This is a genomic window from Delftia sp. PX-1, assembly GCF_055797465.1.
On record NZ_CP184763.1, the window covers coordinates 3,571,170 to 3,591,717 of the forward strand.

The window sequence follows — 20,548 nt, forward strand, 5'->3', positions numbered from 1 at the left end:
GGGCGGCGGCAAAGGCATGGCCGCGAACGGGTCCCGGCCTTGCGGAGCTTTCTACAATGGCGCCCATATGTTTGTCCATTTGCGCCTGCACACCGAATTTTCCGTCGTGGACGGAACCAACCGCATCAACGCCATCGTCAAGGCCGCCGCCGAGGATGGGCAGGTCGCACTGGCCGTCACAGACTTCAACAACCTGTTTGGCGGCGTCAAGTTCTATCGCGAAGGCCGGGCCAAGGGCGTCAAGCCCGTGCTGGGCGCGGAAATCCAGATCGAGGGCGAAAACGGCGCCGCGATCTCGCGCATCATCGTGCTGGTGCAAAGCCCGCTGGGCTACCACAACCTGTCCGAGTTGCTGGCCCGGGGCTGGACCCGCAATGTGGTCAAGGGCCAGGCCGTGCACACATGGGCCTGGCTGCAGGAGCTGGGCGAAGGCCTGATCGTGCTGGCCGGCGCCCAGGCCGGCCCGGTGGGCCAGGCACTGATGCGCGGTGACGAGGCCGGCGCAGCAGCCGTCGCCCAGCGGCTGGCGAGCATGTTCCCGCACCGCTTCTTCATCGAGCTGCAGCGCGCAGGCCGGCCTGACGACGAAGCCCATGTGCTGGCCGCCGTGCAACTGGCCGATCGCCTGAACCTGCCCGTGGTCGCCACGCACCCCATACAGTTCTTCGGCCCCGACGACTACGAAGCGCACGAGGCGCGCGTGTGCATCGCCGAGGGCGAGATCCTGGCCAACCCCAAGCGTGTGCGCCGCTTCACGCGCGACCAGCATTTCAAGACCGTCGCGCAGATGCAGGCGCTGTTCGCCGACATTCCCAGCGCCATCGCCAACACCGTGGAAATCGCGCGTCGCTGCAGCCTGACGCTGGTGCTGGGCAAGCCGCAGCTGCCCAACTTCCCCGTGCCCGAAGGCATGACCATGGACGAGTTCTTCCGCCAGGAGTCCTTTGCGGGACTGGAGGAACGCCTGATCCATCTCTATCCCGACCCCGCCAAGCGCGAGGCCCAGCGCGAGCGCTATGTCGAGCGACTGGAGTTCGAGATCGGCACCATCCTCAAGATGGGCTTTCCGGGCTACTTCCTCATCGTGGGCGACTTCATCAAGTGGGCCAAGCTCAACGGCTGTCCCGTGGGTCCGGGCCGCGGATCGGGCGCCGGCTCGCTGGTGGCCTACGTGCTCAAGATCACGGACCTGGACCCGCTGGAATACAACCTGCTGTTCGAGCGTTTCCTCAACCCCGAGCGTGTGTCCATGCCCGACTTCGACGTGGACTTCTGCCAGGCCAACCGCGACCGCGTCATCGACTATGTGAAGCAGCTGTACGGCCGCGACGCCGTCAGCCAGATCGCCACCTTCGGCACTATGGCCGCGCGCGCGGCCATCCGCGACGTGGGCCGCGTGCTGGACATGAGCTACACCTTCTGCGATGGCATCTCCAAGCTCATTCCCAACAAGCCTGGCCTGCACGTCACGCTCAAGTACCCGCCCAATCCCAAGAAGGAGGGCGACAAGTACACCTACGCTATCGAGGCCGAGCCCATGCTGGCCGAGCGCATCGACAAAGAAGAAGACGTCAAGACACTGATTGAAATGGCTCAGAAGCTCGAAGGCATGACACGCAACATCGGCATGCACGCGGGCGGCGTGGTGATTGCCCCGGGCAAGCTGGCCGATTTCTGCCCGCTGTACCAGCAGCCGGGCAGCGACTCGGCCGTGGCCATGTACGACAAGGACGATGTGGAGGCCGTGGGCCTGGTGAAGTTCGACTTTCTGGGCCTGGCCACGCTGACCATCCTGGAGATCGCGCGCGAGTTCATCATCAAGCGCCACAAGGGCCAGGAGAACTTCGCATTCGAGAACATCCCCCTGGACGATGCGCGCACCTACCAGCTGTTTTCCGAGGGCAAGACCGAGGCCGTGTTCCAGTTTGAATCGCGCGGCATGCAGGGCATGCTGCGCGACGCCAAGCCCAGCCGGCTGGAAGACCTGATCGCCCTGAACGCCCTGTACCGCCCGGGACCCATGGACCTGATTCCCAGCTTCGTGGCGCGCAAGCACGGCAAGGAAGTGGTGGAGTATCCGCATCCGCTGGTCGAAAAGGTGCTGGCCGAAACCTACGGGATCATGGTCTACCAGGAGCAGGTGATGCAGACGGCCCAGGTGCTGGGCGGCTACTCGCTGGGCGGCGCCGACCTCTTGCGCCGTGCCATGGGCAAAAAGAAGGTCGAGGAAATGGTCATGCACCGCGGGATCTTCCGCGAGGGCGCGGCCAAGCAGGGCATCAGCGAGGAAAAGGCCGACGAGGTCTTCGACCTGATGGAGAAGTTCGCGGGCTACGGCTTCAACAAGTCGCACGCCGCCGCCTACTCGCTGCTGGCCTATCACACGGCCTGGCTGAAGGTGCACTACACGGCCGAGTTCTACTGCGGGAACATGACCGTGGAAATGGACAACACCGACAAGCTCAAGGTGCTGTACGAAGACGCGCTCAAGATGGGCATCAGCTTCGAGCCGCCGGATGTCAACCGCGGCATGTACCGCTTCGAGCCCGTCACCGACAAGGTCATACGCTATGGCCTGGGTGCCATCAAGGGCACGGGCCAGCAGGCCATCGAGGCCATCATCGCGGCCCGTGAAGGCCGCGGCGTGGGCCCGCGCGGCGCCGACAAGGGGCCGTTCAAGAGCCTGGCCGACTTCTGCGTGCGCGTGGACCGCACGCGCCTGAACAAGCGCACGCTGGAAGCCCTGATCAAGGGCGGTGCCTTCGATGCCATCGAACTGAACCGCGCGGCCCTGGTGGCCTCCATCGACCATGCCTTCGAGTTCGCCAACAAGACGCTGGCCAATGCCAACCAGGGCGGGCTGTTCGACATGATGGGCGAGGACGCCGTGGGCTCCAGCACCCAGGAGCCGCCCCTGGCCGATGCCTTGCCCTGGGGCGTGAAGGAGAGGCTGACCCAGGAAAAGACCGCTGTGGGCTTTTACCTGTCGGGCCATCTGTTCGACGAGGTCGAAAAGGAGGTGCGCCGCTTCGTGCGCACGCCGCTGGCCGAGCTGCGCGACAGCCGCGAGCCCCAGACCCTGGCCGGCATCATCAGCGACTTCCGCGCCATCAACGGCCAGCGCGGGCGGCTGGGCCTGTTCAAGATCGATGACGGCTCGGGCGTGATCGAGGCCTCGGTGGACGAGAACACGCTCAATACCTATCCCGATCTGCTCAAGGACGACGAATTCGTCGTCATCACCGGGCGCCTGCAGCTGGACCACTTCAGCGGTGGCCTGCGCATGAAGGCACAGCAGCTGTTCAACCTGGCCGATGCGCGCTGCCGTTTCGCGCGCTACCTGCAGGTCAGCGTGGGCGAGAAGATGCCCGACGTGGTCGGCCTGCTGCGCCAGTTCCCCGCCGTGGTGGAGCAGGGCGAGCATGGCGAGCTGCAGCGCGGCATGAAGGTGCGCCTGGGACTGGTCTGCGAGGACGAGCGCGGCTCGGCCAGCTGCGAGCTGGCCCTGGGCGACGGCAGCCGCTTCTATCCCAGCGACGCAGCCCTGGCCGCCTGGTATGCCCAGGCGGGCAGCGCCCAGGTCAAGGTGGTCTACGAATGACGCGCAAGGTGGTGCAGCGTCCGGTGGCGGTAGGCAGGCACTGTTTTGGTGCGTGCTGGGCAGCCCGGGCAGGCGCCGCGCTTGAATTCTTCAGGCACGCCTCGCATATCCCTTCCGGAAAACAGTGGCTCCGATGGCTAGAATGATTTTCATGGCAACCCAACCCCCTTCGACCCCTCCTGCCATTCCCACAGTGCGGCCCGTGTCCGATGACGACGGCGCCGTGGTGCTGGAGCGGCGGCGCCAGCGCGTGCAGCCGCCGCAGATGTACCAGGTCGTGATGCTCAACGATGACTTCACGCCCATGGAATTCGTCATCATCGTCCTGCAGGAACTCTTCGGCAAGGACCGCGAAACGGCCACCCAGATCATGCTCAAGATCCATCTCGACGGCCGCGGCGTCTGCGGCGTGTACTCGCGCGATGTGGCGGCCACCAAGGTCGAGCAGGTGCTGCAGGCCGCCCAGAAAGCGGGCCATCCGTTGCAGGCCATGTTCGAGCCTGTTGAATAAACCCGGGCCGCCCTGATTTATGGTTGCAGTCAATAATCCCCAGCAAGCGAAAAGGAGTCATCAATGATCGCCCAGGAACTGGAAGTCAGCTTGCACATGGCCTTTGTCGAAGCACGCCAGCAGCGCCACGAGTTCATCACCGTGGAACACCTGCTGCTGGCCCTGCTGGACAACCCCAGTGCAGCGGAAGTGCTGCGCGCCTGCTCAGCCAACATCGATGACCTGCGCTCGGCCCTGTCCAACTTCATCAAGGACAACACGCCCCAGGTCGCGGGCACCGACGAAGTGGACACGCAGCCCACGCTGGGTTTCCAGCGTGTGATTCAGCGCGCCATCATGCATGTGCAATCGACCGGCAACGGCAAGAAGGAAGTCACGGGCGCCAACGTGCTCGTGGCCATCTTCGGTGAAAAGGACTCGCATGCCGTCTACTACCTGCACCAGCAGGGCGTGACGCGCCTGGACGTTGTCAATTTCATCGCCCACGGCATCAAGAAGGGCGAGCCGCCCGAGCCTGCGAAGGCGGAGAACCCTGCGGAATCCGAAGAGGGTGCCGGTGGCGAACGCAACGAAAAGGCCTCGCCCCTGGAGCAGTTCACGCTGAACCTCAACCAGGCGGCCAAGGACGGCAAGATCGATCCGCTGATCGGGCGCGACTACGAGGTCGAGCGCACCATCCAGATCCTGTGCCGCCGCCGCAAGAACAACCCGCTGCTGGTCGGCGAGGCCGGCGTGGGCAAGACCGCGATCGCCGAGGGCCTGGCCTGGCGCATCACCGAAGGCAAGGTGCCCGAGGTGCTGACCGAGGCCGTGGTCTATTCGCTGGACATGGGCGCGCTGCTGGCAGGCACCAAGTACCGTGGCGATTTCGAGCAGCGCCTCAAGGGCGTGCTCAAGTCGCTGAAGGACAAGCCCAACGCCATCCTGTTCATCGACGAGATCCACACGCTGATCGGCGCGGGCGCCGCTTCGGGCGGCACGCTGGACGCGTCCAACCTGCTCAAGCCGGCGCTGTCCAGCGGCCAGCTCAAGTGCATCGGCGCCACCACGTTCACCGAGTACCGCGGCATCTTCGAGAAGGACGCGGCCCTGTCGCGGCGCTTCCAGAAGGTGGATGTGGTCGAGCCCACGGTGGCCGAGACCGTTGACATCCTCAAGGGCCTGAAGTCGCGCTTCGAGGAGCACCACAGCGTGCAGTACGCCGCCGCCGCCCTGCAGGCTGCGGCCGAGCTGTCGGCCAAGTACATCAATGACCGCCACCTGCCCGACAAGGCCATCGACGTGATCGACGAGGCCGGCGCCGCGCAGCGCATCATTCCGGTGGAGCAGCGCAAGCAGACCATCGACAAGGCCGAGATCGAGGCCATCGTGGCCAAGATCGCGCGCATTCCGCCTGCCAACGTGTCCAACGACGACCGCAGCAAGCTGCAGACGCTGGAGCGCGACCTCAAGAGCGTGGTCTTCGGCCAGGACAAGGCGCTTGAAGCGCTGGCCTCCTCGGTCAAGATGGCGCGCTCGGGCCTGGGCAAGCCGGACAAGCCGATCGGCTCCTTCCTGTTCTCGGGCCCCACCGGCGTGGGCAAGACGGAAGCGGCCAAGCAGCTGGCCTACATTTTGGGCGTGGACCTGATCCGCTTCGACATGTCGGAGTACATGGAGCGCCATGCCGTCAGCCGCCTGATCGGCGCGCCTCCGGGCTATGTGGGCTTTGACCAGGGCGGCCTGCTGACCGAGGCCGTGACCAAGAAGCCGCATTCGGTGCTGCTGCTCGACGAAATCGAGAAGGCGCATCCGGACATCTTCAACGTGCTGCTGCAGGTCATGGACCACGGCACGCTGACGGACAACAACGGGCGCAAGGCCGACTTCCGCAACGTGATCCTCATCATGACCACGAACGCGGGTGCAGAGACCATCAACAAGGCCTCGATCGGCTTCACCAACCCGCGCCAGGCCGGCGACGAAATGGGCGACATCAAGCGCCTGTTCACGCCGGAGTTCCGCAACCGTCTGGACGCCATCGTCAGCTTCAAGCCGCTGGACGAGCAGGTCATCCTGCGCGTGGTCGACAAGTTCCTGCTGCAACTGGAGCAGCAGCTTGCCGAAAAGCGCGTGGAGGTCACCTTTACCGACGCGCTGCGCAAGCACCTGGCCAGGAAGGGCTTCGATCCGCTCATGGGCGCCCGTCCCATGCAGCGCCTGATCCAGGACACCATCCGGCGCTCGCTGGCCGACGAGCTGCTGTTCGGGCAGCTGGTCGACGGTGGCCGCCTGGAAGTGGACTGGGTGGCCGACGCCGACGATGCCGACAAGGGCGAAGTCAAGCTCGACATCACGCCCCAGCCCAAGCAGGACCCGGCTTCCGAGCCGGCCGAGCCCAAAGAGGCCACCGCCGACTGATGTGCATCGCCTGATGCCCATCGCGCAAGCCGACAGCCCCCCGGGGCTGCCGGCTTTTTCTTTGATCCGCCCGAAGGAGTCTTTGTGGAGTGGCTTCGTCAGTACCTGACCCATGAGAATGCGCTGCTGCTGCTGTCGGTGACCTGGTCGGTCTATGTGGTGATCGTCGCGGTGTGGATCCTTCTGCAGCGCAGCGCACCCGTGGCCACACTGAGCTGGCTGCTGTCCATGGCGGCGATTCCCGTGGGCGGGCTGGCCATCTACTATTTCTTCGGCCCGCAACGGCTCAAGCGCCAGCGCATCAAGCGGCTGCGCGCGCGCAAGACATCGCGCGTGCGCTCGGGCGTGCAGCGGCTGCGCGAGCGCATGCCCGGCAGTCCCGAGCGCCTGCACCAGGTCGCGCGACTGGTGGCCGCCACCAGCGACTTTCCGGTGAGCACGGCCACCGACCTGCGGCTGCTGGTCGGTGGCGCGGCCACCTTCGACGCCATCATCGACGCGGTGAATGCCGCGCGCCACCACATCCACCTCGAGTACTACATCTTCGAGCCCGACCAGACCGGCACGGCCCTGCGCGACCTGCTGATACAGCGGGCCCGCGCAGGCATACAGGTGCGCCTGCTGGTGGATGCCCTGGGCTCCAAGAAGCTGGGGCGGCGCTTTCTGCAGCCGCTGGAGGATGCGGGCGCCGAGGTCGCGCTGTTCCATGGCACCAAGATCGGCCGGCGGCTGCGCCCGGTCATCAACTTCCGCACCCACCGCAAGATCCTGGTGTGCGACGGCAAGGTGGGCTTCACGGGCGGCGTCAACGTGACCGACGAAGAGAACGCGCGTGTCATGCCCGATGCCTACCACGACGTGCACCTGCGCCTGGAGGGCGCCATCGTCAACTGGCTGCAGACCGTGTTCCTCGAGGACTGGGCCTACGCCCTCGAAAAGGACCCCAAGAGCGAGCCCGCCGACATCGACCTGCTGCTGCCGGACGCGCCCGAGGGCCCGCTGCCCGTGCAGGTCATCACCTCCGGCCCCGACAACGGCCTGCAGGCCATCTACCGCGCCCATCTTGCGGCCATCAACGCGGCCGAGGAGCGTGTCTGGCTGACCACGCCGTACTTCGTTCCCACGGAGGCCGCGCTGGCCGCGCTCACCAATGCCTCGCTGCGCGGCGTGGATGTGCAGCTGCTGGTGCCGCGCCGCTCCGATTCGGCCCTGGTCACGGCGGCCGCGCGCTCCTACTACGACGAACTGATCCGCTGCGGCGTGCGCGTCTACGAATACAAGGCGCGCATGCTGCACTCCAAGACGCTGGTGGTGGACGGCAGCATCTCCATCATCGGCACGGCCAACTTCGACTACCGCAGCTTCTTCCTGAACTACGAAGTCTGCGCCATCGCCTACGGGCCCCAGCTCAATGGCGACCTGGCGCGCCAGTTCGAGCTGGACCTGGAGCAGGCGCAGCGCGTGCATTTCAAGCGCGACCTGGGCTTCGCACTGCGCCTGTTCGACTCCGGCGCGCGCCTTTGCTCACCCTTGCTGTGATGTCCGGACGCACTTTTTTCGCAGGCATACTCGCCCGATGGCCCATACCTTCTTCTGGCACGACTACGAGACCTTCGGCGCCCAGCCGCGCTATGACCGGCCCGCGCAATTCGCGGGCATCCGCACGGATGCGGAACTCAATGAAATCGGCGAGCCCGTCATGTGGTATTGCCAGCCGGCAGGCGACTACCTGCCCGATCCGCAGTCCTGCCTGATCACCGGCATCACGCCCCAGCAATGCCTGGAGCAGGGCATGCCCGAGGCCCAGTTCGCCGCCCGCATCGAGGCGGAACTGGCCCAGGCCGGCACCGTGGGCGTGGGCTACAACACCATCCGTTTTGACGACGAGATCACGCGCTTCATGTTCTGGCGCAACCTCATCGACCCCTATGCGCGCGAATGGCAAAACGGCTGCGGGCGCTGGGACCTGCTCGACGTGGTGCGCATGGTCTATGCGCTGCGGCCCGAAGGCATTGTCTGGCCGAAAAAGGAGGATGGATCTCCAAGCTTCAAGCTCGAGGACCTGGCCCGCGCCAACGGCCTGCTGCACGAGAAGGCGCACGATGCCCTGTCCGACGTGCGTGCCACCATCGGGCTGGCCCGGCTGATCCGCAAGGTCCAGCCCAGATTGTTCGACTTCGCCTTCTCGCTGCACAAGAAGGACCGTGTGCTGCAGGAAATGGGCCTGCCGGCCGAGCCGGCGCATGCCAGGCCCTTCCTGCACGTCAGCGGCATGATCCGGCCCGAGCGCGGCTGCATCGCCGTCATGTGGCCGCTGGCCACGCACCCCACCAACAAGAACGAGATCATCTGCTGGGATCTGGCGCAGGACCCGTCCGAGCTGGCCTCCATCGACGTGGACACGCTGCGCCTGCGCCTGTTCTCGCGCGCGGCCGACCTGCCCGAAGGCATGCAGCGCCTGCCCATCAAGAGCATCCATGTCAACAAGTCGCCCATGGTGGTCGGCAGCCTCAAGACGCTGAGCCCGGCCATGGCCGCGCAATGGGGCATCGATGTGGAGCAGTGCATGGGCCATGCGGCCATTGCACGGGACCTGCCCGACATGAGCGCGCTGTGGCGTGCCGTTCACCAGCGCCCTGCACAGGAAGGGCTGGATGCCGACCAGGACCTGTACGGCGGTTTCGTGGGCAATGAGGACCGGCGCCGCCTGAACCACCTGCGCAGCCTGTCCGCGCAGGAGCTGGCGCTGGACCGCACGGGCTTCGACGATGCACGCCTGACCGAGCTGCTGTTCCGCTACCGCGCCCGCAATTTCCCCGCCAGCCTGAACCCGGCCGAGCGCCAGCGCTGGCTGCAGCACTGCGCGGCCTGCCTGATCGAAGGCAAGGGCGGCGCACGCACGGCCGAGCAGATGTTTGCCATGGTCGATCAGCTATCGGAAACTGCCGACGAGCGCGGCGAGGAGATCCTGGGGGCGCTGTATGACTATGCCGAGGCGATCATGCCGGAGCTTTAGTTCCCCCTGAGCCGCTGCGCGGCTTCTCCCGAGAGGTGCGACACTCTCGCGGCGGGGCGGCCGGCGTAGGCACTTGCTCGGTCTTCCTCGCCTTGGACCGCGTCGGCTTCAGGCGCAGCGCCCATTTGTGCCTTCAGCCAAAGAACTTGTAGCAGACCACGATGGCCGCCACCACGCCGGCCAGTTCGGCGATGAGGGCGCAGGGCACGGCGTGGCGGGCACGCTGTATGCCCACGGCGCCGAAGTAGACGGCCAGGACGTAGAAGGTGGTTTCGGTGCTGCCCTGGATGGTGGCGGCCACCAGGGCGGCGAAGCTGTCCACGCCCTGGGTCTGCATGGTCTCGATCAGCATGGCGCGCGCCGCGCTGCCCGAGAAGGGTTTGACCAGGGCCGTGGGCAGGGCGTCCACGAAGCGGGCGTCCATGCCCATGGCATCGACCACCCAGCGTATGCCCGACAGCGCATACTCCAGCGCGCCCGATGCGCGGAACACGCCCACGGCGCAGAGCATGGCCACCAGGTAGGGCAGCAGGCCCTTGGCCACGTCAAAGCCTTCCTTGGCGCCTTCGATGAAGCTGTCGTAGACCGCGACCTTGCGCCAGGCGCCCAGGGTGACGAACAGCACGATCAGGGCAAACAGCGTCAGGTTGCCCAGCAGCGATGACAGCTGGGCCAGTGCGGCCGCCGACAGCGTGGCCAGAAAGGCCATGAAGCCCGCCAGCGCCAGGCCCAGCGGCAGCAGATAGCCCAGAACCACGGGGCTCCACAGCGGCAGCCTCTGCACGGCGGCCACGGCCAGCAGGCCGACCAGGGTCGAGGCCGAGGTGGCCAGCAAGATCGGCAGAAAGACCAGGGTGGGATCGGGCGCACCCTGCTGCATGCGGTACATGAAGATGGTGACGGGCAGCAAGGTCAGCGACGACGCATTGAGCACCAGGAACAGGATCTGCGCATTGGTGGCGGTGTCGGGCCGGGGATTGAGCTCCTGCAGCGAGCGCATGGCCTTCAGGCCCATGGGCGTGGCCGCGTTGTCCAGTCCCAGCCCGTTGGCCGCGAAGTTCAGCGTGATCAGGCCCAGGGCCGGATGGCCGCGCGGCACCTCGGGCATGAGCCTGGCGAACAACGGGCCCAGCACGCGCGCCAGCCACTCCACCACGCCGGCCTTCTCTGCGATGCGCAGAAAGCCCAGCCACAGCGTCAGCGTGCCGAACAGCAGCACCATGACCTCGACCGACAGCCTGGCCATGGCAAACAGCGCCTGCACCATGGCCGAGAAAATCCCGGCCTGGCCGCCGACCAGCCATTGGGCCAGCGCAGCCACGGCCGCCACCAGAAAAAAGCCCAGCCACAAGGCATTCAGCATGGATTCCCGTCCCTCACGAGGCAATTGCAAGCCGCCATTGTGGGGCCAGCCGCAGGGCTTACGGGCCAGGGCGGCAGGGCATTGACAGGGCTCCGTTATCCTCGCGGCCCCGTGGTCCGAGGACCGCACCATTGCTGCAAAGGATTCCATGCCCCAGGTGATAGGACAGGTGAGCGTCGCCGTGCGCGACTATGACGAGGCGCTGCGCTTTTATGTGGGCGCGCTGGGCTTCGTGCTGATCGAGGACACCGCCCTGTCCGAGGGCAAGCGCTGGGTCACCGTGGCTCCCGGTGGCGGCGGTGTGCGCCTGCTGCTGGCCCGCGCCACGAATGAGGAACAGGCCGCGCGCGTGGGCAACCAGACGGGCGGGCGCGTGTTCCTGTTCCTGCAGACCGACGACTGCCTGCGCGACTTCGAGGCCTACCGCTCGCGCGGCGTGCGCTTTGTGCAGGAGCCCCAGCGCAAGCCCCACGGCACCGTGGCCGTGTTCGAAGATCTCTACGGCAATCTGTGGGATCTCATCGAGCCGCATCCGGCGCGTTGAGGGCCGAAGGCGCGCTGCTTCAGCGGCTGGCCACGATGAACAGCCGGGGGAAGGGCAGCAGCACCGTGCCATCGTCCAGCGCGGGGTAGGCCTGGGAGATGGCCTGCAGATACGCTGCGTAGAAGCCGGCCTTTTGCTCCTCGTCCAGCGGCGCGACGAAGGGGCGCAGCGCCGAACCCTTGAACCACTCAACCACCGCGGCATGGCCGCCCGCCAGCGGGTGGAAGTAGGTGGTGCGCCAGACATCGACGTTGCTGCAGTGCGGGCGAAGCAGGGCGTAGTAGAAGTCCGCGCTGTGACGTGCGGGGTGGCGCACATCGCCAATCGTGGCAGCCCATGGGCCGCTGGCGGCCACTTCGCGCGCCAGCCGGTGGGCCGGTTCTTCCAGGTTGTCCGGCGTCTGCACGGCCAGGCTGCCACCGGGGGCCAGGTGGCTGACAAGGCGCGGGTAAAGCTGCTGGTGGTCGGGCAGCCACTGCAGCGAGGCATTGGCCAGGATCACGTCCTGCGGCTGGTCGGGCTGCCAGGTGGCGATGTCGGCCAGGCAGAAGGCCGTGCCCGGCAGCCGCTTGCGTGCGGCATCCAGCATGTCCTCGGAGTTGTCCAGTCCCGTCACGGTGGCCCCGGGGAAGCGCTGGGCCAGGACCTCGGTGGAGTTGCCCGGGCCGCAGCCCAGGTCCACGGCCAGCCGCACGGCGCGGCCAGGCAGATCGGGAATGGCGGCCACCAGGTCGCGCACGGGGCGGGTGCGTTCCTGCTCGAACGTTGTGTACTGCTTTGCGGACCAGGTCATCGTGTTGCCTTTCAGGTAGGTGTGTTTGTGGGGCGCGAGCGTAAATCCGTCCATTCATGATTGCAAATGCCACAATCGAAGCCTTCCCATACCTTGAAAGTATTGATGTGCCCGAGCTTCGCCAACTACGCGCCTTTGTCGCCATCGCCGAGGAAGGCCACATCACGCGCGCGGCCGAGCGCCTGGGCATGCAGCAGCCGCCGCTGACGCGGTTGCTGCAGGGCCTGGAGCACGAATTGGGCGTGGAGTTGGTGCAGCGCCTGCCGCGCGGCGTGCGGCCCACGGCGGCGGGGCTGGCGCTGCTGGAAGAGGCCAGGGCGCTGCTGGCCCGCTCCGATGGGCTGGCCGAAGTGGTGGGCCGTGCCGCCCGCGGCGAGACGGGCCGGCTGGCCGTGGGTTTCACCAGCTCTGCCGCACTGCATCCCTTTGTGCCCGGCGTGCTGCGCATGTTCCGCCAGCAGGTGCCCGGCGTGGCCGTGGCGCTGGAGGAGGCGGGCACGGGCGAGCTCATGGATGCATTGCTGCAAGAGCGGCTGGACGCGGCCTTTGTGCGCTCGCCCCTGCACGGCAGCCAGGGGCTGCAGGCCGTGCCGATTCTGGAGGAGCCCATGCTGCTGGCCCTGCCGGCAGGGCATGCGCTGGCACGCCCATTGCGCCGGCCCGTGCCTTTGCCGCAGCTCGCCTCGGAGGATTTCGTGCTGTACCGGCGCAGGGTGGGGCAGGGCCTGTACGACGCCATTCTCAAGGCCTGCCTGGAGGCCGGTTTCAGCCCGCGCGTGGTGCAGGAGGCGCCGCGCATGACGGCGACGCTGAGCCTGGTCTCGGCAGGGCTGGGGCTGTCCATCGTGCCGGCCTCCATGCAGCGCCTGCGCAGCGACGGCATTGCCTACCGCACGCTGTCGCAATGCCCGGGGCTGGCCGCTCCGCTGCATCTGGCCACGCGCGTGGGCGATGCGTCTGCGGTGCTGCGAAGGTTCCAGGACCTGGTTGCCATGGCGGCCGTGGCGGAGTCCTGAAGGTGCGGACTATGGTGACCTGGTTGCTGCGCGTGCGGCAGCGCGAGGACCGCCGCGCTGCCTGACCACGGTGCGCGCGCATTCCACCAGCTTGTGGATCAGCGGCAGGCGTGCCGAAGAGCGCAGCCACATCACACCGAAGCGCCGCGACTGCGATTCCTCGGGCAGGGCCAGCCGCACCACGCCCTGGCCATCGGGCAGGTTCAGGGCCGTGTCGGGCACCAGGGAGACGCCCAGGCCCCTGTCCACCATCATGGCAATCGCCACCAGCGAGCTCAGTTCAAAGCGCTCCTGTGGAGCGATCTGCGCGGCGCGCAGGTAGCGCTCCACCATCTGGCCGCCGCCCAGGCTGCGGTCATAGCGGATCAGCGGCTGGGTGCGCAGCAGCGTGTGCGGGTCCAGGTGCGCCAGCTGGCGCGGCACCAGCAGCACCAGCGGCTCCTCGCGCAGCAGTGTCCAGTCGAAGGTCTTGGCCAGGGCGAACGAGGGGTGCAGGCAGACCGCCGCATCCAGCTCGCCCTGCCGCACGGCCTCGTACAGCTCGCGCGTGGTGGCCGACCGCAGGAACACCTTGGCGTCGGGGCACTTCTTCACGAAGCCGGCCAGGATGTCGGGCAGCAGGCTGTGCAGCGCCGTGTTGATGGTGCCTATGACCAGTTCCCCGGCCGTGCCTTCCTGGCTGACATGGGTCTTGGCATTGGCCAGTTCGCGCAGCAACTGCGGCGCGGATTGGGCCAGGCGGTGCCCGGCCGGGGTGGGCAGCACGGTGCGGCCTGCGCGGGCCAGCAGGGGTGCGTCGAACTCGCGCTCCAGGATGCGGATCTGCTGGGCCACGGCGGCGGCCGTGATGTCCAGGCGCCGCGCGGCCTCGGCCATGGAGCCGGTCTCCACCACGAGCAGGAAGCTGTGCAGGTAGCTGGTTTCCATAAACAAAGAATTTGTGTGGTTTGAACAAATATTACCTGTGTTTCTCTTGGCTTTCTGCCGCCCACAATGCGGGCCATGAGAAGCAAACTGTTTGTTCCCGCATCGCGTCCCGAGCTGTTCGCCAAGGCACTGGCCGGCGAGGCCGACGCGCTGTCCTTCGACCTGGAGGACGCGGTGGCCGAAGCCCGCAAGGACGAGGCGCGCGGCCTGCTGCGCAGCTTCCTGCTCAGCCCTGAAAGCCGGGGCCACGGCAAGACGCTCATCGTGCGCGTCAACGCCATGGACACGCCGCATTTCGGAGCCGACATCGCCGAGATGGTGCGCGACGGCGTGCACCTCATCAACCTGCCCAAGCCCGAGACCGTGCAGCAGGTGCGTGAGGCCGCACAGCGCATTGCCGATGCGGCAGATGCCAACGGCGTGCCCCAGGCGCCTGGCCTGCTGCTCAACATCGAAACACCCCGCGCCCTGCGCTGCGCTGCCGAACTGGCCGGCGCCCACGCCAGCGTGGCCGGCCTGCAGATGGGGCTGGGCGACCTGTTCGAGCCCTTTGGCGTGAACCGGCGCGAGCCCGCCGCCATTGCCCAGGTGCTGCTTGCCGTGCGCATGGCCGCTGCCGAGGCAGGCATCTATGCCTATGACGGCGCCTTTGCCGACATCCGCGACAGCGACGGCTTCAGCGCCGAGGCGCGGCTGTCGCGCGGCCTGGGCTTTCTGGGCAAGACGTGCATACACCCCAGCCAGGTCGCGCTGGCCAATGCGGTCTACCAGCCGACCGAGCAGGAGATTTCCCACTCGCTGAAGGTGGTCCAGGCGGCCCGCGAGGCTGACGCCAATGCGCTGGGCGCCTATGTGGTGGACGGAAAGATGGTGGACAAGCCCTTTGTGCTGCGTGCCCAGGCCATCGTGGCTGCGGCGCATGCACAGGGGCTGCTGGTGGCCTGAATAGGGTTCTGGCATTCCGGTGTACCGGCGTCCTGCATGCCGTGCACCACAACGACAAGAAACAGGACAGGAGACAAAGACATGAGCATTTCGCATTGCCGCACGCGGCGCAGGCTGGTGGCGCTGGCGGCCACGGCAACGGTGGCCACGCTGACCGGGCTGGCTTCGCCGGGATTGATGGCGCAGGGCGCTTTCCCGTCCAAGGCCATCACCATGGTGGTTCCCTATCCGCCGGGAGGCTCCAACGATGTGTTCGCACGCCAGGTGGCCAAGGAAATGGGCGATCTGCTCAAGCAGACCGTGATCGTGGACAACCGGCCCGGTGCCAGCGGCAACACCGGCACGTCCTCGGTGGCCAAGGCGGCGGCAGACGGCTACACGCTGGTGGCGGTGTCGTCGAGCATGACCACGAATGCCGCGGTGCAGGCCAAGATGCCCTTCGATCCCGTCAAGGACCTGGCGCCCGTGGCCATGTTTGCCAAGGGCCCGCTGGTGGTGGCCGTGAACAACGAATTCCCGGCCAGGACGCCGCAGGATCTGGTGCGCGCCATCAAGGCCAGCCCGGGCCAGTTCAACTACGCCACCTCGGGCACCGGCAGCATCAACCACTTCGCGACCGAGATGATGCGCTCCATGGTGCCGGGCATGGACATCATGCATGTGCCCTACAAGGGCCAGGGTCCGGCCGTGACCGACGTGATCGGCAACCAGGTGCAGATGCTGGTCTCCAGCGGCCCGTCCATCCTGCCCATGGTGCGCAACGGCAAGCTGCGCGCCATCGGCATCACCAGCCTCAAGCCCAGCCCCATTGCGCCGGACCTGACGCCCATGGCAACGGCCATCCCGGGCTACGAATTCGATCTGTGGTGGGGGCTGCTGGCGCCTGCGGGCACGCCCGCCGACATCGTGGACCGCCTCAACCAGGCCGTGAACCAGGTGCTGGCCAAGCCGACCATCCAGGCCAGCTTCCTGCGCGAAGGCGCCATTGCCAACCCCGTGACGCCGCAGCAGTTCGCACAGGTGATCCGCAGCGACGTGGCGCGCTGGAAGCAGCTCGCCAAGGACCGCAATATCCAGGCCGATTGAACCCGGCCTTTGGCGGGAGGTGCCCCAGGCCTTCCCGCTTCCCTATCAGGAGAAACGAATGAGTTTTGTGCCCGGTGAACGCCAGGGGCCGAAAGGCCCGCTCAGCGGCGTGCGCGTGCTGGACCTGAGCGCCTATATCGCGGGGCCTTACGGCTGCTCGCTGCTGGCGGACCAGGGCGCCGAGGTGATCAAGGTCGAGCCGCCCGTGGGCGACAACCTGCGCAAGTACCCGTCCACGCTGGAGGCCGAAAGCCGCGCCTTCCTGGGCGTGAACCGCAGCAAATGGGGCATGGTGCTGGACCTGAAGGACGAGGCCGACCACGCCGTGCTGCTGCGCCTGGTGCGCGAGGCCGATGTGCTGGTCCACAACTTCCGGCCCGGCGTGCCCGAGCGGCTGGGCATCGGTTTTGCGCAACTGGCCGCCATCAACCCACGCCTCATCTATTGCAGCGTCACCGGCTATGGCAGCCGCGGGCCGCTCAAGGCCAAGGCGGGCTACGACCAGGTGCTGCAGACCATGACCGGCATGTGCGCCATGCAGGGCAAGGCTGGCGGGCCGCCCGAGATTCTCTACGGCTCCGTGGTGGACTACTACGCCTCGGCCCTGGTGGCGGGCGGCGTGTCTTCGGCGCTGTACGAGCGCGAGAAAAGCGGGCTGGGCCAGCATGTGGGCGTGTCGCTGCTGCGCGCGGCACTGACCATGCAGTCCGCACGCATGGTCTGGGCCGAGGGCGAGCCGCGCGAGGTGGGGCGCGACATGCGCTCCGGCGGCATCACGGGCATCCACCCGACGCGCGAAGGTTATCTCTACATCTCGGCCAATACCGCGCATTTCTGGGAGGCGCTGTGCCGCAAGCTGGGGCTGCCCGAGCTGGCCGGCGACGAGCGCTACGACTCCGTGCGCAAGCGCGCCCAGCACCGCGACGTGCTGGTGCCGCTGCTGCGCCAGGCATTGGCAGGGCGCAGCGCGCTGGAATGGGAGGCCTTGTTCGGTGAGGAGGTGCCCTGCGCGGCGGCCCGCACGGTGGAAGACATGTTCGACGACCCGCAGGTGCAGGCCGAGGGCATGGTCACCCGTTTCGAGCACCCGACCCTGGGCAGCTACCGGGGCTTTGCCGGCGCCGTGGAGTTCGACCGCACGCCCGGCCCGCCGGCCTTTGCCGCGCCCACGCTGGGCCAGCATACCGAGGCCCTGAAGGCCGCCGCGCAAGAGAGCCGCTGATGCAGGCACTGCCCGCAGGCGCCTGCGACGCCCATCTGCACGTCTTCGATCCGCGCTTTGGTACGCGTTTTTGGGCCGAGGCTCCGCAGGCCATGCGCGCCCATGCCACGGCGGCCGACTATGCGCAGCTGCGCGGCGCCATGGGGCTGGAGCGCGCCGTCATCGTCCAGCCGCGTGCGCATGGCACGGACAACCGGGCCACGCTGCACGCCATCCAGTCGCTGGGCGCAGCAAGCACGCGTGGCATTGCCGTAGTGCACCCCGAGATCACCGACGCCCAGTTGCAGGCGCTGCATGACGGCGGCATTCGCGGCATCCGCTTTTCGCTGCACACCGAGCACGATGCAGCCGTGCGGCTGGACATGCTGGAGCCGTTGGCCGAGCGCATTGCCGCGCTGGGCTGGCATGTGCAGCTGCACTGGCTGGCCAGCCAGATCGAGGCCCATGCGGCGCTGCTGCAGCGGCTGCCATGCACCCTGGTGTTCGACCACATGGCGCGGCTGGCTGACAGCACTGACGGCGCAGGCGTGCACCAGCCCGCCTTCGGTGTGGTCCGTGGGCTGGTGCAGCAGGGCAGGGCCTGGGTCAAGCTCTCGGGCCCGTATCTGAACAGCCGGGCGGGCCTGGCCGCAGGCTATGCCGATTGCGACGCGCTGGCGCAGGCCTGGGTGGCCGAGGCCCCGCAGCGCCTGGTCTGGGGCAGCGACTGGCCCCATGTCACCGAAGCTGCCCATCCGCCGCAGACCCCCATGATGCTGGCCCTGTTGTCACGCTGGATTCCCGATGCGGCGCTGCGCGCCCGCGTGCTGGTGGACAACGCCGCCGAGCTGTACGGATTCGATTGAGGGCGCGGGGCACGCAAGCCTCGCAGCCCAGGTTTTCACCATGGAGCAACAGGAGACAGAAACGTGAAGAAGATCAAGACATTGCGGCCCGCCATGACGGTGCTGGCCTTGGGGTTGGGCCTGGGACTGGGACTTTTCCAGGGCACGCTGTATGCGGCTGACTATCCGGCCGCGCAGGCCATCACGGTCGTCGTGCCGTTCTCGGCCGGCGGCGGTGCGGACAATGCGGCGCGCATCATCGCCAAGGCGCTGGGCGAGGTCTCGGGCCAGACCGTGGTGGTGGACAACAAGGCCGGCGCCAGCGGCGCCATTGGTGCAGCCCTCGTGGCGCGTGCCAAGGCCGATGGCTATACGGTGCTGTATGACGCATCGTCCTTCGCCATCAACCCCGCGTTGCGCAAGCTGCCCTATGACCCGGCCAAGGACTTCATTGCCGTGTCCCAGGCCATCAGCGTGCCCAACATCCTCGTGGCGGCGCCGTCCTCGCCCTACAACAGCCTGGCCGACTTCATGAATGCCGCGCGGCAAAAGCCCGGCAGGCTCACCTATGCCTCCTACGGCCCGGGCAGCCTGGCCCAGATGGCGACGGAACTGCTCAAGGCAGACGCCAAGTTCGATGCCGTCCACGTTCCCTACAAGGGCGGGGCGCCCGCCATCGTCGATGTCATGGGCGGCCAGGTCGATGTGTACTTTGCCAACGCCGCCTCCAGCATCAACTATGTCAAGGGCGGCAAGCTCAAGGCGCTGGCCGTGTCCTCGGCCAAGCGCATGCCGGACCTGCCCGACGTGCCCACGGTGGCGGAAAGCGGCATCAAGGGCTTCGAGGTGACGGAGTGGAACGGCTTCTTCCTGCCCGCAGGCACCGCGCCCGAGACCGTGCAGAAGCTGCAGGACCTGGTGCAAAAGGCCCTGGCCCTGCCGGCCACGCGCGCCAGCCTGGAGAAACTGGGCCTGACGCCCGTGGGCAGCTCCTCCGCCGCCTTCACGGGCTTCGTGGCCGCCGAGCGCAAGCGCTGGGATGCCGTGGTCAAGGCCAACGGCATCACCGTGCAGTGAGGCGCCGCGCGTGACGGGACTCAGGGCGTGGCGGTGACGCGCAGCAACTGCCCGCCCTGGGCGTCCGTCAGCAGGTAAAGCCATCCGTCCGTTCCCTGGCGCACATCGCGCACGCGCTGGCCCAGGCGCGGCAGCACCTGCTCGCTGGCCGTCACCTTGCCGGACCTGATCGTCAGGCGCTCCAGCCGCTGGAACTTGAGCGAGCCCACGACCAGCGATCCCTTCCATTGCGCCCCATACCGGTCACTGGTCACAAAGGCCATGCCTGAGGGGGCGATCGACGGCACCCAGTAGTGCAGCGGCTGCTCCATGCCCTCCTTGCGCGTGATGCCGGCGCCGATCTTGCCGCCGCCATAGTTCTCGCCGTAGGTGATCACGGGCCAGCCGTAGTTCTTGCCGGGCTCGGGCCGGTTGACCTCGTCGCCGCCCTGCGGGCCGTGCTCATGCATCCACAGGCTGCCATCGGGCGCCAGCGCCGCGCCCTGGGCGTTGCGGTGGCCGTAGCTCCAGATCTCGGGCCAGGCATCCGCGCGGCCGACAAAGGGGTTGTCCCTGGGCACGCTGCCGTCCTTGGCAATGCGCACGATCTTGCCCAGGTGGCTTTGCAGGTTCTGGGCCTCTTCCTTGTAGCGCGAGCGCTCGCCCAGCGCCAGGAACAGCGTGCCATCGCTCTTGCCGTCCACCCTGCGCTCCACGATGCGGCAGCCGAAATGCAATGCGCTCGCGTACCTGGGGCGCTGCGAGAACAGCACTTTCACCTGCTCCAGCCGGCTGGCATCGTCGGACAGCCGGGCGCTGGCCAGCGCCGTGCTGTTCTTGCCGCTGTCGGCGCCGCTGCCGGGCTCGGAGTAGCAGAAGTACAGCTGGCGGTTGCGCGCGAAGTCGCTGTCCAGCACCACGTCCAGCAGGCCGCCCTGGCCTGCGGCCTCCACGGCCGGAAGGCCCGCCAGGGGAGCGCCCAGCCTTCCGTCGCCCTGCACGATGCGCATGCGGCCCGGCCGCTCGGTCACCAGGTAGCGCCCATCCGGCAGGAAAGCCATGGCCCAGGGGTGCTCCAGGCCTTCGGCGACGATTTCTGTGGAGAGGTTGGGGCTGGCGGCCCACAGTGCGCCGGACAGGCCCAGGGTGCTGATGGCGAGGGCGGCGGATAGGGATGGCGGCATGCCGATGCTCCTGTGATGAGGGGACAAGACGGGAAGCCGGATGCACCGCCGTTGACGTCG

General features: G+C 67.3%; 16 protein-coding genes. 12 read left to right on the forward strand and 4 right to left on the reverse strand.

What is annotated here, in order from left to right:
- Positions 1 to 67: 67 nt before the first annotated feature.
- The 5 genes from dnaE (at position 68) to sbcB (ending at position 9,528) form a co-directional block, all read left to right on the forward strand.
- The gene (gene dnaE, locus ACN20X_RS16440) at positions 68 to 3,601 is read left to right on the forward strand and encodes a DNA polymerase III subunit alpha (protein WP_473209618.1); all 3,534 of its coding nucleotides are present in this window, start codon (positions 68 to 70) and stop codon (positions 3,599 to 3,601) included.
- A gap of 133 nt (positions 3,602 to 3,734) precedes the next feature.
- Positions 3,735 to 4,112 carry an ATP-dependent Clp protease adapter ClpS gene (gene clpS, locus ACN20X_RS16445; RefSeq protein ID WP_016454840.1) on the forward strand — a complete coding sequence of 126 codons (378 nt, stop codon included), beginning with the start codon at positions 3,735 to 3,737 and terminating at the stop codon, positions 4,110 to 4,112.
- A 63-nt stretch (positions 4,113 to 4,175) separates the two neighbouring features.
- Positions 4,176 to 6,512: an ATP-dependent Clp protease ATP-binding subunit ClpA gene (clpA, locus tag ACN20X_RS16450; RefSeq protein ID WP_017404789.1), complete on the forward strand. Its 2,337-nt coding sequence runs from the start codon at positions 4,176 to 4,178 to the stop codon at positions 6,510 to 6,512.
- A gap of 84 nt (positions 6,513 to 6,596) precedes the next feature.
- Entirely contained in the window at positions 6,597 to 8,051 is a 1,455-nt protein-coding gene (cls, locus tag ACN20X_RS16455; protein ID WP_016446867.1) for a cardiolipin synthase, read from the forward strand.
- A 37-nt stretch (positions 8,052 to 8,088) separates the two neighbouring features.
- Positions 8,089 to 9,528, forward strand: coding sequence for an exodeoxyribonuclease I (gene sbcB / locus ACN20X_RS16460; RefSeq protein WP_017404791.1), 1,440 nt, complete (start codon positions 8,089 to 8,091; stop codon positions 9,526 to 9,528).
- Between the two features lie 133 nt (positions 9,529 to 9,661).
- Here the strand turns inward: sbcB and ACN20X_RS16465 are convergent, their stop codons facing one another.
- On the reverse strand, positions 9,662 to 10,891 hold the full coding sequence (locus ACN20X_RS16465) for a nucleoside recognition domain-containing protein (protein WP_017404792.1): 1,230 nt from the start codon (positions 10,889 to 10,891) through the stop codon (positions 9,662 to 9,664).
- Between the two features lie 148 nt (positions 10,892 to 11,039).
- On the opposite strand from ACN20X_RS16465, the gene ACN20X_RS16470 reads away from it, so the two are divergent.
- The gene (locus ACN20X_RS16470) at positions 11,040 to 11,435 is read left to right on the forward strand and encodes a VOC family protein (RefSeq protein WP_312839824.1); all 396 of its coding nucleotides are present in this window, start codon (positions 11,040 to 11,042) and stop codon (positions 11,433 to 11,435) included.
- Between the two features lie 19 nt (positions 11,436 to 11,454).
- Here ACN20X_RS16470 and tam read toward each other — a convergent pair whose 3' ends face one another.
- Positions 11,455 to 12,228 carry a trans-aconitate 2-methyltransferase gene (gene tam, locus ACN20X_RS16475; protein WP_193584890.1) on the reverse strand — a complete coding sequence of 258 codons (774 nt, stop codon included), beginning with the start codon at positions 12,226 to 12,228 and terminating at the stop codon, positions 11,455 to 11,457.
- Positions 12,229 to 12,335: 107 nt separating this feature from the next.
- Here tam and ACN20X_RS16480 point away from each other — a divergent pair, with 107 nt between their 5' ends.
- Positions 12,336 to 13,244, forward strand: coding sequence for a LysR substrate-binding domain-containing protein (locus tag ACN20X_RS16480; RefSeq protein WP_209671274.1), 909 nt, complete (start codon positions 12,336 to 12,338; stop codon positions 13,242 to 13,244).
- A 9-nt stretch (positions 13,245 to 13,253) separates the two neighbouring features.
- Here ACN20X_RS16480 and ACN20X_RS16485 read toward each other — a convergent pair whose 3' ends face one another.
- Positions 13,254 to 14,171, reverse strand: coding sequence for a LysR family transcriptional regulator (locus ACN20X_RS16485; protein WP_016446874.1), 918 nt, complete (start codon positions 14,169 to 14,171; stop codon positions 13,254 to 13,256).
- A gap of 75 nt (positions 14,172 to 14,246) precedes the next feature.
- On the opposite strand from ACN20X_RS16485, the gene ACN20X_RS16490 reads away from it, so the two are divergent.
- From ACN20X_RS16490 to ACN20X_RS16510, 5 genes are all read left to right on the forward strand, one after another.
- Positions 14,247 to 15,116, forward strand: a complete 870-nt coding sequence (locus tag ACN20X_RS16490) for an HpcH/HpaI aldolase/citrate lyase family protein (protein WP_047327733.1) — start codon at positions 14,247 to 14,249, stop codon at positions 15,114 to 15,116.
- Between the two features lie 81 nt (positions 15,117 to 15,197).
- The gene (locus ACN20X_RS16495) at positions 15,198 to 16,202 is read left to right on the forward strand and encodes a tripartite tricarboxylate transporter substrate binding protein (RefSeq protein ID WP_473209619.1); all 1,005 of its coding nucleotides are present in this window, start codon (positions 15,198 to 15,200) and stop codon (positions 16,200 to 16,202) included.
- 58 nt (positions 16,203 to 16,260) lie between these two features.
- Positions 16,261 to 17,424 (forward strand): CoA transferase, encoded by a 1,164-nt coding sequence (locus tag ACN20X_RS16500; RefSeq protein WP_473209620.1) that lies wholly within the window; start codon positions 16,261 to 16,263, stop codon positions 17,422 to 17,424.
- Positions 17,424 to 18,269, forward strand: a complete 846-nt coding sequence (locus ACN20X_RS16505) for an amidohydrolase family protein (protein WP_279492574.1) — start codon at positions 17,424 to 17,426, stop codon at positions 18,267 to 18,269. The genes ACN20X_RS16500 and ACN20X_RS16505 overlap by 1 nt, the downstream gene beginning before the upstream one ends.
- A 63-nt stretch (positions 18,270 to 18,332) precedes the next feature.
- Complete coding sequence (locus ACN20X_RS16510) at positions 18,333 to 19,325, forward strand: tripartite tricarboxylate transporter substrate binding protein (protein ID WP_392407971.1); 993 nt, start codon at positions 18,333 to 18,335, stop codon at positions 19,323 to 19,325.
- 20 nt (positions 19,326 to 19,345) lie between these two features.
- Here ACN20X_RS16510 and ACN20X_RS16515 read toward each other — a convergent pair whose 3' ends face one another.
- Positions 19,346 to 20,488 carry a PQQ-dependent sugar dehydrogenase gene (locus tag ACN20X_RS16515; protein WP_473209621.1) on the reverse strand — a complete coding sequence of 381 codons (1,143 nt, stop codon included), beginning with the start codon at positions 20,486 to 20,488 and terminating at the stop codon, positions 19,346 to 19,348.
- Positions 20,489 to 20,548: the final 60 nt, after the last annotated feature.